The organism is Mesorhizobium escarrei (assembly GCF_935825525.1).
GTDB lineage: Bacteria > Pseudomonadota > Alphaproteobacteria > Rhizobiales > Rhizobiaceae > Mesorhizobium > Mesorhizobium escarrei.
In genome coordinates, this window is sequence record NZ_CAKXZT010000173.1 from 43,877 (window position 1) to 57,750 (window position 13,874).

At 60.7% G+C, this 13,874-nt stretch carries 15 protein-coding genes; 9 read left to right on the forward strand and 6 right to left on the reverse strand.

The window, feature by feature from the left end:
- Positions 1-29 precede the first annotated feature (29 nt).
- The 5 genes from NMG80_RS33400 to NMG80_RS33420 all read right to left on the reverse strand — a co-directional run bounded on the left by NMG80_RS33400 (position 30) and on the right by NMG80_RS33420 (position 3,197).
- A complete protein-coding gene (locus NMG80_RS33400; protein WP_254022084.1) occupies positions 30-1,058 on the reverse strand; it encodes a TOMM precursor leader peptide-binding protein in 1,029 nt (342 codons plus the stop codon).
- 270 nt (positions 1,059-1,328) lie between these two features.
- Positions 1,329-1,538 (reverse strand): hypothetical protein, encoded by a 210-nt coding sequence (locus NMG80_RS33405; protein WP_254022085.1) that lies wholly within the window; start codon positions 1,536-1,538, stop codon positions 1,329-1,331.
- 92 nt (positions 1,539-1,630) lie between these two features.
- Positions 1,631-1,876 carry a hypothetical protein gene (locus tag NMG80_RS33410; RefSeq protein WP_254022086.1) on the reverse strand — a complete coding sequence of 82 codons (246 nt, stop codon included), beginning with the start codon at positions 1,874-1,876 and terminating at the stop codon, positions 1,631-1,633.
- A gap of 14 nt (positions 1,877-1,890) precedes the next feature.
- A complete protein-coding gene (locus NMG80_RS33415) occupies positions 1,891-2,121 on the reverse strand; it encodes a hypothetical protein (RefSeq protein ID WP_254022087.1) in 231 nt (76 codons plus the stop codon).
- A gap of 32 nt (positions 2,122-2,153) precedes the next feature.
- Positions 2,154-3,197, reverse strand: coding sequence for a radical SAM protein (locus NMG80_RS33420; protein WP_254022088.1), 1,044 nt, complete (start codon positions 3,195-3,197; stop codon positions 2,154-2,156).
- Positions 3,198-3,566: 369 nt separating this feature from the next.
- Between NMG80_RS33420 and NMG80_RS33425 the strand changes: the two genes are divergently transcribed.
- The gene (locus tag NMG80_RS33425; RefSeq protein ID WP_254022089.1) at positions 3,567-3,971 is read left to right on the forward strand and encodes a putative quinol monooxygenase; all 405 of its coding nucleotides are present in this window, start codon (positions 3,567-3,569) and stop codon (positions 3,969-3,971) included.
- Positions 3,972-4,109: 138 nt separating this feature from the next.
- Here NMG80_RS33425 and NMG80_RS33430 read toward each other — a convergent pair whose 3' ends face one another.
- Positions 4,110-4,937 carry a MurR/RpiR family transcriptional regulator gene (locus NMG80_RS33430; RefSeq protein WP_254022090.1) on the reverse strand — a complete coding sequence of 276 codons (828 nt, stop codon included), beginning with the start codon at positions 4,935-4,937 and terminating at the stop codon, positions 4,110-4,112.
- Positions 4,938-5,087: 150 nt separating this feature from the next.
- Here NMG80_RS33430 and NMG80_RS33435 point away from each other — a divergent pair, with 150 nt between their 5' ends.
- The 8 genes from NMG80_RS33435 to NMG80_RS33470 all read left to right on the forward strand — a co-directional run bounded on the left by NMG80_RS33435 (position 5,088) and on the right by NMG80_RS33470 (position 13,843).
- Complete coding sequence (locus NMG80_RS33435) at positions 5,088-5,906, forward strand: N-formylglutamate amidohydrolase (protein WP_254022091.1); 819 nt, start codon at positions 5,088-5,090, stop codon at positions 5,904-5,906.
- Positions 5,907-5,926: 20 nt separating this feature from the next.
- Positions 5,927-7,489, forward strand: a complete 1,563-nt coding sequence (locus NMG80_RS33440; RefSeq protein WP_254022092.1) for an amino acid permease — start codon at positions 5,927-5,929, stop codon at positions 7,487-7,489.
- Between the two features lie 99 nt (positions 7,490-7,588).
- Positions 7,589-8,959 carry a glutamine synthetase family protein gene (locus NMG80_RS33445; RefSeq protein WP_254022093.1) on the forward strand — a complete coding sequence of 457 codons (1,371 nt, stop codon included), beginning with the start codon at positions 7,589-7,591 and terminating at the stop codon, positions 8,957-8,959.
- 61 nt (positions 8,960-9,020) lie between these two features.
- Complete coding sequence (locus tag NMG80_RS33450; RefSeq protein WP_006339005.1) at positions 9,021-9,473, forward strand: DUF7662 domain-containing protein; 453 nt, start codon at positions 9,021-9,023, stop codon at positions 9,471-9,473.
- Complete coding sequence (locus tag NMG80_RS33455; protein ID WP_254022094.1) at positions 9,470-9,886, forward strand: type II toxin-antitoxin system VapC family toxin; 417 nt, start codon at positions 9,470-9,472, stop codon at positions 9,884-9,886. Before NMG80_RS33450 ends, NMG80_RS33455 begins: the two co-directional genes overlap by 4 nt.
- The gene (locus NMG80_RS33460) at positions 9,864-11,303 is read left to right on the forward strand and encodes an aldehyde dehydrogenase family protein (protein ID WP_254022095.1); all 1,440 of its coding nucleotides are present in this window, start codon (positions 9,864-9,866) and stop codon (positions 11,301-11,303) included. Before NMG80_RS33455 ends, NMG80_RS33460 begins: the two co-directional genes overlap by 23 nt.
- An 18-nt stretch (positions 11,304-11,321) precedes the next feature.
- Positions 11,322-12,494, forward strand: coding sequence for an iron-containing alcohol dehydrogenase (locus tag NMG80_RS33465; protein ID WP_254022096.1), 1,173 nt, complete (start codon positions 11,322-11,324; stop codon positions 12,492-12,494).
- A gap of 242 nt (positions 12,495-12,736) precedes the next feature.
- Positions 12,737-13,843, forward strand: a complete 1,107-nt coding sequence (locus NMG80_RS33470) for an ABC transporter substrate-binding protein (protein ID WP_254022097.1) — start codon at positions 12,737-12,739, stop codon at positions 13,841-13,843.
- Positions 13,844-13,874: the final 31 nt, after the last annotated feature.

Below are 13,874 nucleotides of genomic sequence, written 5' to 3' on the forward strand. Positions count from 1 at the left end.
ATTCGCACGTTCTCCGGATGCTGTCGTGCTCAGCCGACCGACCGCGTTTCGGCGGGAATGATGTCCCATATCTTGGTTGGTCTGCGGTCCCTTAGCCGCGAGCATGCCGGGCATCTCGGGAGCTTTAGCACCTCATGGACGCTCCGTTCCATCGTCGGAAGGTCGATGTTGACGATGCGCCCCGCCGCTGCCGAGAGATGCTCGCCCGCAAGGACGCGTAGCAAGTCCAACGCGACGAAATTCCCCACGATACCCGCGAAAGGAAGAAGGGACGGCCACATATCGCGTCTGCCGTTCAGGTCCTTCCAGTGACGGTAGAGTGCCTCGTGATCTTCTGGATGATCCGCGTTTGCCCGGCTGCGCGCCTCGAAGCAAGCGAAACACGCGGTCTGGTTTGGAATGACGAACGGGCCGATGATGGCGCGTTGGCGATCGATCCTTGCCGAAACCCAAGGCACGCCATGTTTGATACATGCTTCGTTCGCTCGGTCGTAGCCGCTCATCGACATGGTGTCGCTCAAGACCGCGACAACGCTTGCAGCCGCAACCGTCTCTTCCCAGCCGGCGGCGTCGTCGATGGTCGTCGGTATCGTCACGACGCGGGATGCGTATTGCTTGCGCAGCGACAGTCCGGTCTTCTCTGCCTCCGACGCTTTGGCCTCTTTGCGGCCGCTCGATTGGGCCGAAGGCGTGGCGCCCTCGATAAGAACGAGTGTGCCGACGCCGGAGGCGGCGAGTATGGTGGCAACGATTTTACCGACGTCCCCAAGTCCCGCAACCACCACGGTCGATTGCGCCAGTCGTCTTGCCGCCTCACCGGCGCTCGCGCCGTATAGCGACCAGTACGCGCCGTCCTTGCCAGACAGCATGACCGCGTCATCTTCTCGTCCGTGCTGGGCCGCCAGGAAACCCTTGTGTTCGATCAGTGTCAGGAAGTCTTCGATCTCCGGCCGCAATGTCTCGTCGAATTCGGCCGCCAGGTCCTCAATCCCATGCCTTCCGTCGAGCAGCGGAAGAAGCGACGGAAGGACGACCGAAACGAAATCACCAGAGAGCATTACACTTCCCGTGAACGAGCGCAGGAGGACTTTTCCTTCCTCGACGGGAACGATCTCGACGCCATGTTGGAGGCGAGGAAAAGACGGGATGGATGAAGGCTTGTTCATAGGTCACCGTGAACTGGATGGCCGGTTTTTGAGCAAACCCTGACGTGCCGCTCCCGGATGGAAGGGGTCAAGCAACGACCGGGGCGATCGCGTGAGGGCTCATCGGGGTCGGAATGGAAAGGCATCCCGATCGAAGGGATGCCTTCACACGCCTGACGCACCCTATCTTGCGATCGTTTCGAGCAGCGCGCTCTTGGAGGAACTTGAGCAGTTCCCGATAATGTTGCAGCCGGAATCGGCGGCGCGGTCGCCCGCCCGCTGCAACTCGCGATACACTTGAACCGCAATCAGATCGCCAGCGATTTCGGCGACCTGCTCGCGCTGTTCGATGCTCAGTTTCAGAGTTGCAAGGCTCAATGTTCTGTCAGCCATATTACGTCTCCCAAATTACGAGATAAGTTTCAGCGTTAATCCAAGATGTTTCGTGTGAAGCCCTCCCTTGGTTGTTGCGTGCGAAATTGACTTCAACTGCCCGATTTTCGGCCACCTGGTTTCGAACCCGCGCGCTGAGCAGCGCCGGCGGACGGTCGGCTTGGCGGTTCTCTCTTCGCGGGTGTCGCCGGTTTTCGATCGTCAAGATTTTCGCGCACGATCAGCGCGACCTCCTCATCGATGATTTGCGTCAGGACGTCGACGAGCTTGTCGTCGCCAGGGCGGCCAATCTCGATGGTCGAAAGGCTCTCCGCGACCAGTGCACGTGTGTCGCTCATCCAATTGTCCTCCGTCACAGCATGTCCTTGGAAGACGACGAACAATTGCCGATGATGTCGCAGCTTCCGTTGGAGCAGTTGCCGATAATCGAGCATCCCGCCACTTTCGCCAGATCGTTGCGGATTTGCAGTTCGCGGTAGACGTGGATTGCGATCAGGTCGCTGGTGACCTCGACCACTTTCTCGCGGTCAGTTGCCGATAGGCCCAGCTGCGACAGCATTCCATGTGATCGTGTATCCGACATCGTTCCCTCCTCGGATATTGACCGGTACTGCACTACGTGGGCAGCACCGATTGCGCCCCGAATTCCTTCAAGCCTGCCAGTCTCGAATTGTCGGCCGGCCGCTCGCTTTCGGGAAGCGCGGCCAGATCGCTCACCAGCATTTCGGCCCACTCGGCCACCTTCTCGGCGTATTTCGGCGAAGACAGCATGAAATGGCACAGATGACACTGATCGCTGAAACGTTTCGGAATTTCGCCGTCATTGTCTTGCTGACGCAGGAAAGGCAGGAAAAAGCCCGGCCCGACGGATTCCAGGACAGCAAGAAGCTTGTTCTGGTCGGATGCCTTCACGATCTCGCCAAGCGTGGAGCGATGCCCGCTTCCCATCCGCAGAGGCTCGGTAAAGCCCCCGGGTGAGCAGCATGGATAGACATCGCCGGAAAGGTCGACCGCAAGCTTTTTGAAATGCTCCCGGCAGTTGCCGAGCGGCCAAGTGAAATCCGTGGGGAATTCTTGTTGTTCCACCCCCGTCAACGCGCGGCCAGCCGGCAAGCAGGGCATGACGACAAACCGCACTTTGTCTCCCAACTCATCGAATGCACCACGGACGTCGTCAATCTCCGTAGCAGACGTCGAGACGACGTTGACGGTCACCTTCAGTCCGACACTCAGAGCTGTCTTTGCCGCGCCGAGAATCTTGCTCAGCGACAGGAATTCCTGATGGAACGGGCTGGTGCTGATGTTGACGGCGCCGAGCCCTGCATCCTTCAGCTCCTCCAGTTGCCGGCCCGCTGCTGGGGAGCTGCCCCAAAATCCGTTGGTGGTTACGGAGGACGTATATCCGCAGGTGCGGGCGTAGGAGATGGTCTCTTTTAGAAGCCTGAGGTAGAGAAACGGTTCACCGCCGCTTATTCCGACCTCCCTGATCGACGGAATCTCCGAAGCTTCGTCGATCAGCCGGGCGATCCGCTCGAGCGAAGCCGATTCCGAATTGGCGGGATGAGAATCGTTGCAGCAGTGCCTGCACGAAATGTTGCACTTGGAGGTCAACAATAGCCCCAAGACTTCGGGGCACGCGTATGCGTGGCCGATGGTCATATGACTGGCTCCAACGGCATGTGATGCCGCCAAGTTTCCATAGTGATTACGAAGGCGCATATGGCGTTGAATAGTAACAACGTCAAAAAATGAAAAATATGCAGAAATTAAGCTACATGAATAGATTTCGATCATCAATATTAGATAAATCTTGTCCAACGGTATGGTTTCGGAATCGTTAACACTGCAGTGCGCTCAGAGCGGCCTGCGCGTAAACGCTCAGTTCGCTGTACGTGCGGTATCGATGGCGGCTTCCGCTTGCTCGGCGGTTTCCGTTCTTCGCTGATGGAACCAGCAGCCGGGGCCGAATGGTTCCAGTCGTTTGGCCGTGCCGCCATGCAGATGCGGCGCGTCCCTAAGGTAATCAAGATGTTCAAGAATAGGTATTATGTCAAAGCTGTATTGCTTGTCGGAGCGTTGATCATGGGTGGCGAGAAAAGTGCCGTTCAAGCGCAGGAGCGCGATGAGACAGTGGTCCGCGTTGCCGAATTGATAATCGATCCGGCCCAGCTCGACGCCTACAAGGCCGCCGTCAAGGAAGAGATGGAAGACGCCATCGATCTCGAACCCGGCGTGTTGGCCATCTACTCGGTGGCCGAGAAGGACAAGCCGAACAGTCTTCGGTTCTTCGAGATCTACGCCAGCGAGGAAGCGTATCGAGCGCATATCGCATCGCCGCACTTCAAGAAGTATGTCGCGACGACGCAGTCGATGATCCTGTCGCGCAAATTGATCGAGACCGTGCCCGTTCAGCTCAGCGCGAAGCCACGGTGACGTCCGTGCATCTTGGGCGGCCGCGCTGAACTAGATAAGCACGTTCGTAACGGAAGAAGTGCCAGAGTCCCACGCCGCAAGTCCCGGTTCAAGCCGCCGGCACGGAAGCGATCGTGCCGTCAGTTTCCGGCCGCGTCCCTACCGCAGGCTTTCCAGCTCGCGGATGCGTTTGGCGCCGTCGGCCTCGAGCTGCCGGGTGACGGCGCCGATCAGCGTTTCGGCAACGACGAAAAGGGCGGCCGAAGAATCCCAGGCCGAGGGCACGGCGGTGCGCCCGGCGATGACATGGCGGGCGAAGCGGGCGATCGGTGACAGCCACTGGTCGGTGAACAGCACGATCTGCACGCCGCGCTGATGCGCCGTCTCGGCAAAGCGGACGAGGCTGTCCTGGTAGCGCCGGATGTCGAAGATCACCAGCACGTCGCGCTTGCCCATGTCGATCAGCCGGTCGCGCCAGACGCCTTCCTGTCCGGCCAGGTGAAAGACATTGGGCTGGACGATGGCAAGGTGGGCGGCCATATAGCGCGCCAGCGGATCGGTGAAGCGGCCACCGATCAGGAAGGTTTTGCCGCGCCGGTCGGCAAGTTTTGCAACGATGTCGGCAAGCTGCTTGTCGGACAGGTGCCTGAACGTCTCGCGCAGGTTGTCGAGCGTCGCCTCCAGCATCGGCGACACCGCGCCGCCGTTCGGCGATGACGGGTTGAGCGTCCGTGACGCCGGCGACTGCAGTTGCGCCGCCAATTCGTCCTGCAGCGCCGACTGGAATTCCGGGTAGTTCTGGAAGCCGAGCCGGGCGACGAAACGCAGGATGGTCGGCGAGGAGACGCCGGCGGCAGCCGAGAACTCGGCGACCGTCTTCAGGCCGATCAACGGATAACTGGCGATCAGCGTCTGCGCCGCGCGGCGTTCGCCCGCCGGCATCGTGCCGATGCGGTCCGAGATCAGTTCGGCAATGCTCGAAATCATCTTTTCCCCACCCCTGGCCGCTTTGCTGAATCGCGTTTGACCCGAAATCGCGTTTGACAAAGCCCGACAAACTGTATGAAATCATCCGCAGGGACGCAATGAGGCAAAATACGTAATATACGATACAGCGCACCCCGGGGACTGCAGACAATGGAGACAGCACGGCCCGCCAGCCTTGCATCACCTGAAACCGTAGGGGTGACGAGCCCCGGCGGATCAAGCCCGTTCGTGCTGACCTGCGACCACGCCTCCAACTTCCTGCCGCCAGAATTCGGAACACTCGGCCTTGCTGCCGAAGAGCTTTCCCGCCACATTGCCTGGGATCCCGGCGCGCTGCCGGTCGCCCGCCGCATGGCCGCGGCGCTTGACGCGACGCTGGTCGAGACCCGCATTTCGCGCCTTGTCGTCGACTGCAACCGCCCACTCGACGCGCCCGACCTGGTGCCGCCGGTCAGCGAGAGCACGGCCATTCCGGGCAATGCCGGCCTGTCGGAAAAGCAGCTTGCCGCGCGCGTCGCTCGGTGCTGGCAACCCTTCCACGATGCGGTCGCTGACATCATCGACAAAAGGCTGGCGCGCGGGCTCGAGACGCGGCTGGTTTCAATCCATTCCTTCAACCCGGTCTACAAGGGTATGAGCCGGCCCTGGCACATCGGCATCATCCATGACGAGGATCGCCGGCTGGCAGCGCCGCTTGTCGCCGCGCTGCAGCGGCTCGCCGGCGTCACGGTCGGCGTCAACGAACCCTATTCGCCGGCCGACCGCGTCTATTTCACGCTGGAACGCCACGCGCGCCCGCGGGGGCTACCCTGCGCGATGATCGAAATCCGCAACGACGAAATATCCGACGAAGCCGGGCAGCGAAAATGGGCGGATCTGCTCACGGGGATTTTTTTAGATCTGGAGCCCGGGGAGGCCAGGAGCTCCCGACCAAGCGCAGTGGGAAAGTCAGTACAATCGGCCAGCTAAGAACCAGAAGGGGACAAAAAATGTCAGCGCAAGACTATTCGGACGTCGACAAGAAGGAGGATCTGAAGGTCCTCCACGGAATGGGCTATGCCCAGGAACTGTCGCGAAGCATGAGCCGCTTCTCGAATTTCGCCATCTCGTTTTCGATCATCTGCATCCTGTCGGGCGGCATCAACTCCTTCGCGCAAGCGACGTCGTCGATCGGTGGCGCGGGGGCTGGTATCGGCTGGATCGTCGGGTGCATGGTTTCGGGATTCTTCGCGCTCGCCATGGCCCAGATCGCCTCTGCGTTTCCGACCGCAGGCGGCCTCTATCATTGGGCGTCCATTCTAGGGAACCGCTTCACCGGCTGGCTCACCGCCTGGCTCAACCTGCTTGGCCTGATCACCGTGCTCGGCGCGATCAACATCGGCACCGCCTTCTTCTTCGTCGGCACTTTCGGCGGAGCCTTCGGCCTGACTGGTACGCCTGGCGAGATCGTCGGGTTTGTCGCCTTCATCACCGTGTTGCAGGCGCTGCTCAACCATTTCGGCATCAAGCTGACGGCTATGCTGACGGACGTCTCCGGCTTCCTGATCCTGGCAACGACAGCCGTGCTGATCGTCGCTTGCCTGATGTTTGCTCCAGCGATCGACATCACCCGGTTGTGGACGTTCACGAACTATTCGGGTGATGCAGGCGGCGGCGTTTTCCCGCAGTCGGATTCCATGGGATATCTCTTCCTGCTCTGCCTGCTACTGCCGGTTTACACCATCACTGGTTATGACGCGTCGGCGCATACTTCGGAAGAAACGTTGAAGGCGGCGCACTCAGTTCCGCGGGCGATCGTTTCGTCGGTGCTCTGGTCATCGCTGATCGGCTGGGTGATGCTATGCGCGATCGTGCTGGCGATCCCCGATCTGGCGGCCGGCGCCAAGCAGGGCTGGGGCGTGTTCTTCGCGACGATGGACGCGATCTTGCCGTCGTGGTTGAAGACGCTGCTCTATCTGGCCATCCTGATCGCGCAGTTCCTCTGCGGTCTCGCAACGGTCACCTCTGCCTCGCGCATGCTTTTCGCCTTCTCGCGTGACGGTGGCATGCCGGTTGGCTCGGCCTCGCTAGCCAAAGTCAGCCCGGCCTGGCGCACGCCGGTCAACGCGATTTGGACGGCTGCGATCCTCGAGATCATCTACGTCTTTCTTGCCCAGTTCATTTCGATCGGTGGCACGAACATCTATACCATCGTCGTCAATTCGACATTGGTGTTCCTGTTCCTGTCCTTCATCATTCCGATCGTACTCGGCATGATGGCGTTCGGAACGGCAAAATGGCCGAATCCCGGCCCGTGGAATCTCGGCGCCGGCCTGTTCAAGCTGTTTTGCATCCTGTCGGTCATCGGCATGGTGATCATCTTCTACATCGCCATCCAGCCGCCAAACGACAAGGTGCTCTATATCACCCTGGGCTTCATTGTGCTCACCGCCGTGCTTTGGTTCGGCTTTGAGAACCGCCGCTTCAAGGGCCCGCCGATCGGCGACCAGATTGCCAAGCGTCAGGCGGCGATCAGGGCAGCCGAGGTGGCCGTCGGCGAAGCCGCCGCCTGACACCTCTCCCATCACCATGGCCGGCACCCTTGCCGGCCATGGCTTTCCACATCTTCATGGCGACAAGCCCGAAACGACAAGCGTTGGAGTGCCAAAGGAATGGCCGGAAATTTCTCGTTCGATCAATTGAAGAAGGCGGTCTCCAGCGGTGAGGTCGACACGGTGCTGGCCTGCATTGTCGACCTGCAGGGGCGGCTGGCGGGAAAGCGGTTCCTGGCACAGTATTTCGTCGATACCGCCCATGACGAGACGCATGGCTGCAACTATCTCCTGGCCGCCGACATCGATATGGAACCGGTGCCCGGCTACAAGGCGGCGAGCTGGTCGAAGGGTTACGGCGACTTCGTCATGAAGCCGGATCTGTCGACGCTGCGGCGCATTCCATGGCTGGAAAAGACGGCGCTGGTGATCTGCGACGTGCTCGACCACCACAGCCATGACGACCTGCCGCATTCGCCACGCGCCATCCTGAAGAAGCAGGTCAAGCGGCTGGCCGAACGCGGCTATGTCGGCTATTTCGCCTCCGAGCTCGAATTCTATCTGTTCAGCGAAACCTACGATTCCGCCCGCAAGAAGCACTGGCAGGGCCTCGACACGGCCTCGCCCTATATCGGCGACTACCAGATCGGCATCACCACCAAGGAAGAAGGGGTCATGCGCCGGCTGCGCAACGAGATGCAAGCGGCCGGCATTCCGATCGAGAACTCCAAGGGTGAGTGGGGACCGGGTCAGGAAGAAATCAACGTCCGCTATGCCGAGGCGCTCGAGATGGCCGACCGCCACGTCATCCTGAAGAACGGCGCCAAGGAAATCGCCGAGTCCGAAGGCAAGGCGGTTTCGTTCATGGCCAAGTACAATTACGGGCTGGCCGGCAATTCCAGCCATATCCACAACTCGTTGTGGAGCGCCGACGGCCAGACGCCGCTTTTTTATGACAGACAAGCCGAATGGACGCTGTCGACGCTCGGCCAGCAATGGGCGGCGGGCCAGCTCAAATACGCCAGGGAATTCACCTGGTTCCTGGCGCCCTACGTCAACTCCTACAAGCGCTTCCAGGCCGGCACCTTCGCGCCGACCAAGATCATGTGGAGCGAGGACAACCGCACCGCCGGTTTCCGCCTTTGCGGCGAGGGCACCAAGGGCATCCGCATGGAATGCCGCATCGGCGGCGCCGATCTGAACCCCTATCTCGCCTTCGCCGCGCTGATCGCGGCCGGCCTTGCCGGCATCGACGAAAAGCTTGAACTGCAAAAACCCTTCGTCGGCGATGCCTATCAAGCCTCGCAGCTGCCGGAAATTCCGAAGACCCTGCGTGATGCCACCGAGACACTGGCGAAATCGGAGATGCTGAAGCAGGCGCTCGGCGACGGCGTGCTCGAGCATTATATCCATACGGCCCGCTGGGAGCAGTTCGAATACGACCGCCGCATTACCGACTGGGAACTGCACAGAGGGTTCGAGCGTTATTAGAAAGATAGTAAGATACTATCTATACCTTGACAGTAAATGCGGCTTGAACTAAGGTTTTACGATGACCGAAGGAACAAAATACCATCCGCTTTTCGAGCATCTCCTGTTCTCGGGTCAGGGCCAGATGTCGATGAGCTTCGCAGAGATCGAGCAAGTTATCGGTGGCCGCTTGCCGCCGTCGGCACGACAGCGGGAGGAATGGTGGGCGAACAGCCCGAGCGGGCACAGCCAGGCGCGCGCCTGGTTGCGCGCAAACTATCGGGCGTCTCGTGTCGATCTTGCGAACGAGCGGGTGGATTTCAAACTGGAGGGATGGCCCGAAGGTTATCGAAAGCCGAATATGGCTACCACAGACAAGACTCGTTCGGGAATGGCGGAACCAGCGCAGGCCAGCTATGAACTTCCGCAGGGAAATACCGACCATCCTCTTTTCGGCATATGGACAGGCAAGGTCACGCTTCTCCAAGGACATGATTACACGAGGCCGGCCTTTGAGCCTGACGTGCTGCCGTGACGCACAGGCTGCTGCTCGACACTTGCGCGATCATATGGATAGCGCTGAACGAGCCAATCACGCCGGAAGCCAAGTTTGCTATCAACAGCGCCGCGGCTGTTGACGAGAAGGTCCGGGTTTCCCCCATTTCGGCCTGGGAGTTGGGCCTGCTGAGCGCCAAGGGCCGGTTGGCGGCAGCAAAGTCGCCAGCAAGCATTTTTGGGGAAGTGATCGCCACGCCAGGCATCAAGGTCGAGGCTCTTTCTCCGGAATTGTTGATTGAATCGTCTTTCTTGCCTGGATCGCTCCACGGCGATCCGGCGGATAGGATATTGATCGCGACAGCGCGGGCGTTCGATTTGACGCTCGTGACGCGCGATCAGTCAATACTGGATTATGCAAGAGCCGGGCATGTTCGCGCCCTTGCCTGCTGACGCTTTGCCTTCGATATATGGAGACGCCCACTTGGAAACCGTAAAACTCAAATCTCCCGTCGATGGTTCGATCTATGCCGAACGGCCCATCGCCACGGACCAGGCGATCAATGCCGCGGTCGAGCGTGCCAAGGCGGCGCAGGAGAAATGGGCTGAGACGCCGATCGTCGAGCGCGGCAAGTACATGCTTGCCATGCTGGAAGCGTTGGTCGCCATGACCGACGAGATCGTGCCGGAGATCGCCTGGCAGATGGGCCGTCCGGTGCGCTATGGCGGCGAGTTCGGCGGCGTCAGAGAGCGCACCAGCTACATGGTCGAGATTGCGGAAGCGGCACTGAAACCGGTGATGGCCTCCAATCCCAAGGACGGGTTTCGCCGCTATGTGAAGAAGGTGCCACTCGGCGTGGTCCTGGTGATCGCGCCGTGGAACTATCCCTATCTCACCGCCGTCAACACGATCGTGCCGGCGCTGATGGCCGGCAGCGCCGTCATCCTCAAGCATGCGGCGCAGACGCTACTGGTCGGCGAACGCTTTCAACAGGCGTTCGACAAGGCAGGCCTGCCAAAAGGCCTGTTCCAGAACCTCGTCATGAACCACGCGCAGACCGAGAAACTGCTCGGCTCGGGCAAGATCGATCATGTCAATTTCACCGGCTCGGTCGCCGGCGGCCGCGCCATCGAAAAGGCCGCAGCGGGCACCTTCATGACGCTCGGCCTTGAACTCGGCGGCAAGGATCCGGCCTATGTTCTGGCCGATGCCAAGATGGACCATGCCGTCGCCAACCTGGTCGACGGCGCCTTCTACAATTCCGGCCAGTGCTGCTGCGGCATCGAGCGCGTCTACGTCCACGAGAAGGTCTATGACGAATTCGTCGAAGGCTTCATCGCCGAAACCCGGAACTACGTCGTCGGCAACCCGCTCGACCAGGCGACGACGATGGGGCCGATGGCACAGGCGCGCTTTGCCGACCTGATCCGCGAGCAGAAGGCCGAGGCGCTGCGCAAGGGGGCCAGGGCGCATATCAACATGAAGATGGCCAATGACGAGCAAGGCTCGCCCTATCTGGCGCCGGAAGTGCTGACCGGGGTCGATCACCAGATGAGCGTCATGCGCGAGGAGAGCTTTGGGCCGATCGTCGGCATCATGAAGGTGCGCAACGACGAGGAGGCGATCGCGCTGATGAACGACAGCCCCTACGGGCTGACGGCCTCGATCTGGACGCGCGACACCGAGCATGCGGCGGCGATCGGTGATCGCGTCGAGACCGGCACCGTGTTCATGAACCGCTGCGACTATCTCGACCCGGCGCTGGTCTGGACCGGCGTCAAGGACACCGGCAAAGGCGCGGCCCTGTCGGCCATCGGCTACGACAATCTGACGAGGCCGAAATCATATCATCTGCGTGAAGCCATCTGATTTTTTCGAAAGACAAAAATGACAAAATTGATTTCCAAATGGAACTATCCGACGACCGTGCGCTTCGGCGCGGGCCGCATCAAGGAATTGCCTGATGTGCTTGATGCCACCGGCATCAAGCGGCCGCTGTTCGTTACCGATCCGGGGCTGGCCAGACTTCCGGTCGTTGCCTCGACGTTGAAGATCCTCGACGATGCCAAGGTGCCCTATGGCGTGTTTTCCGAGGTCAAGCCTAACCCGGTGGACTCCAACCTGACCGCCGGCATTGCCGTGTTCAAAAAGGGCAGGCATGACGGTGTCATCGCCTTCGGCGGCGGCTCGGCGCTCGACCTCGGCAAGCTGATCGCTTTCCAGGCCGGCCAGACGCGGCCGGTTTGGGACTTTGAGGATATCGGCGACTGGTGGACGCGCGCCAACTCCGACGCGATCGCGCCGATCATCGCCGTGCCGACCACCGCCGGCACCGGCTCGGAAGTCGGCCGCGCCGGCGTCATCACCAATGAAGCGACCCACACCAAGAAGGTCATCTTCCATCCGAAACTCTTGCCGGCCATCGTCATCGCCGATCCTGAACTGTCGGTCGGCATGCCGGGCTTCATCACCGCCGGCACCGGCATGGATGCGCTCGCCCATTGCCTCGAAGCCTATTGCGCGCCGGGCTATCATCCGATGGCCGACGGCATCGCCGTCGAAGGCGTGCGGCTCGTCTTCGAGAACCTGCCGAAGGCCTTTGCCAACGGCAAGGATCTCGCCGCCCGCGCCCACATGATGAGCGCGGCCGCGATGGGCGCTGCCGCCTTCCAGAAAGGGCTGGGCGCGATCCACTCGCTGTCGCATCCGATCGGCGCGCTCTACGACACCCATCACGGCATGACCAACGCCGTGTTCATGCCTTATGTGCTGGCCTTCAACCGCGACGCCATCGAGGTGCGCATCGCCCGGCTCGCGGCTTATTGCGGCATCAAGGGCGGCTTCGACGGTTTCGCCAAGGCCGTCATCAAGCTGCGCAAGGAATTGAAGGTGCCGCACGCGCTGCCGGGCCTGATCAAGGGGCTCGACATGGACAAGAAGCGCAAGGGCCTGATCGCCGACATGGCGGTGGTCGATCCGACCGCCGGCGGCAACCCGGTCAAGCTGACCAGGAAGGCGGCGCTGACGCTGCTCGAAAACGCCATTAACGGCACCACCTGAGACGGAATTCGGGCCGGAAACTGATCCGGGAAATTGAGGGCAAAGAAAGGGGGGAAGATGAAAGGTAAGACCGAAACTCGTTAGCCGGGAAAATAGTCGCGAGGCGATTGCTACAACCGGTAAAAAGAGTTTACTTTTTCGTACTGCAGGGCATCGCTTTCACAAAGCATTCATCGGGCTGTCACACGAAAACGATACCGCATCGCAGGCGTCCAACGGCGTCAGTTCAACGGAGAGAACACATGTTCAAATTCACGGGAAAAGTGCTTTCCCTTACGGCCGTCGCCCTGATGGCGACCTCTGCCATCTCGTCGGCGCAGTCCATGGATGAACTGATCGCCGCCGCCAAGGCGGAGGGCCAGCTCACCACCATCGCGCTGCCGCACAGCTGGTGCGGCTATGGCGACGTCATCGCCGGATTCAAGGCGAAGTATCCGGAAATCACCGTCAACGAGCTCAACCCCGATGCCGGCTCCGGCGACGAGATCGAGGCGATCAAGGCCAATAAGGACAATAAGGGCCCGCAGGCTCCTGATGTCATCGACGTCGGCCTTTCTTTCGGCCCGTCCGCTAAGGCAGACGGCTTGGTCCAGCCCTACAAGGTGTCGACCTGGGATACGATCCCTGACAGCGCCAAGGATGCCGACGGCTATTGGTATGGCGACTATTACGGCGTGCTCGCCTTCGGCGTGAACAAGGCCGTCGTGCAGAACGCGCCACAGGACTGGGCTGACCTGCTGAAGCCGGAATATGCCAACTCGGTGGCGCTCGCCGGTGACCCGCGCACGTCGAACAACGCGGTCATGTCGGTTTACGCGTCGGGCCTCGCGGCTGGCGGTAGCGGCGGCCAGGATGCCGCCGCCAAGGGGCTGCAGTTCTTCAAGCAGCTCAACGATGCCGGCAACTTCGTGCCGGTCGACGGTGAAGCGGCAGCTGTCGCCCAGGGCACGACACCGATCGTGATGAACTGGGACTACAACCTGCTCGCCATGCGCGACAAGATGGCCGGCAATCCGGAAATCGAAATCGTCGTGCCAAAGGGAGCGGTTGTCGCAGGCGTCTACGTACAGGCGATCAGCGCCTATGCGCCGCATCCGAACGCCGCCAAGCTGTGGATGGAGTATCTCTACTCGGACGAAGGCCAGCTCGGCTGGCTGAAGGGCTACTGCCACCCGATCCGCTTCAACGATCTCGCCAAGAAGGGCGTGATCCCGAAGGAAATGCTGGACAAGCTGCCGGCCGCCGAGAACTACGAAAAAGCGATCTTCCCAACCTTGGAGGAGCAGAACGCTGCCAAGAAGGAAATCAGCACGAACTGGGATGCCATCGTCGGCGCCGTCGTGAAGTAATTCATAGGGCGCCGGCCGGTTCGCCGGCCGG

What these genes read in the sequence shown, in the direction of transcription:
- NMG80_RS33400 (WP_254022084.1), bottom strand. Translation starts at nt 1,058, where the DNA reads ATGCTCTCTGGTGATTTCGTTTCGGTCGTCCTTCCGTCGCTTCTTCCG.
- NMG80_RS33405 (WP_254022085.1), bottom strand. Translation starts at nt 1,538, where the DNA reads ATGGCTGACAGAACATTGAGCCTTGCAACTCTGAAACTGAGCATCGAA.
- NMG80_RS33410 (WP_254022086.1), bottom strand. Translation starts at nt 1,876, where the DNA reads ATGAGCGACACACGTGCACTGGTCGCGGAGAGCCTTTCGACCATCGAG.
- NMG80_RS33415 (WP_254022087.1), bottom strand. Translation starts at nt 2,121, where the DNA reads ATGTCGGATACACGATCACATGGAATGCTGTCGCAGCTGGGCCTATCG.
- NMG80_RS33420 (WP_254022088.1), bottom strand. Translation starts at nt 3,197, where the DNA reads ATGACCATCGGCCACGCATACGCGTGCCCCGAAGTCTTGGGGCTATTG.
- NMG80_RS33425 (WP_254022089.1), top strand. Translation starts at nt 3,567, where the DNA reads ATGTTCAAGAATAGGTATTATGTCAAAGCTGTATTGCTTGTCGGAGCG.
- NMG80_RS33430 (WP_254022090.1), bottom strand. Translation starts at nt 4,937, where the DNA reads ATGATTTCGAGCATTGCCGAACTGATCTCGGACCGCATCGGCACGATG.
- NMG80_RS33435 (WP_254022091.1), top strand. Translation starts at nt 5,088, where the DNA reads ATGGAGACAGCACGGCCCGCCAGCCTTGCATCACCTGAAACCGTAGGG.
- NMG80_RS33440 (WP_254022092.1), top strand. Translation starts at nt 5,927, where the DNA reads ATGTCAGCGCAAGACTATTCGGACGTCGACAAGAAGGAGGATCTGAAG.
- NMG80_RS33445 (WP_254022093.1), top strand. Translation starts at nt 7,589, where the DNA reads ATGGCCGGAAATTTCTCGTTCGATCAATTGAAGAAGGCGGTCTCCAGC.
- NMG80_RS33450 (WP_006339005.1), top strand. Translation starts at nt 9,021, where the DNA reads ATGACCGAAGGAACAAAATACCATCCGCTTTTCGAGCATCTCCTGTTC.
- NMG80_RS33460 (WP_254022095.1), top strand. Translation starts at nt 9,864, where the DNA reads ATGTTCGCGCCCTTGCCTGCTGACGCTTTGCCTTCGATATATGGAGAC.
- NMG80_RS33465 (WP_254022096.1), top strand. Translation starts at nt 11,322, where the DNA reads ATGACAAAATTGATTTCCAAATGGAACTATCCGACGACCGTGCGCTTC.
- NMG80_RS33470 (WP_254022097.1), top strand. Translation starts at nt 12,737, where the DNA reads ATGTTCAAATTCACGGGAAAAGTGCTTTCCCTTACGGCCGTCGCCCTG.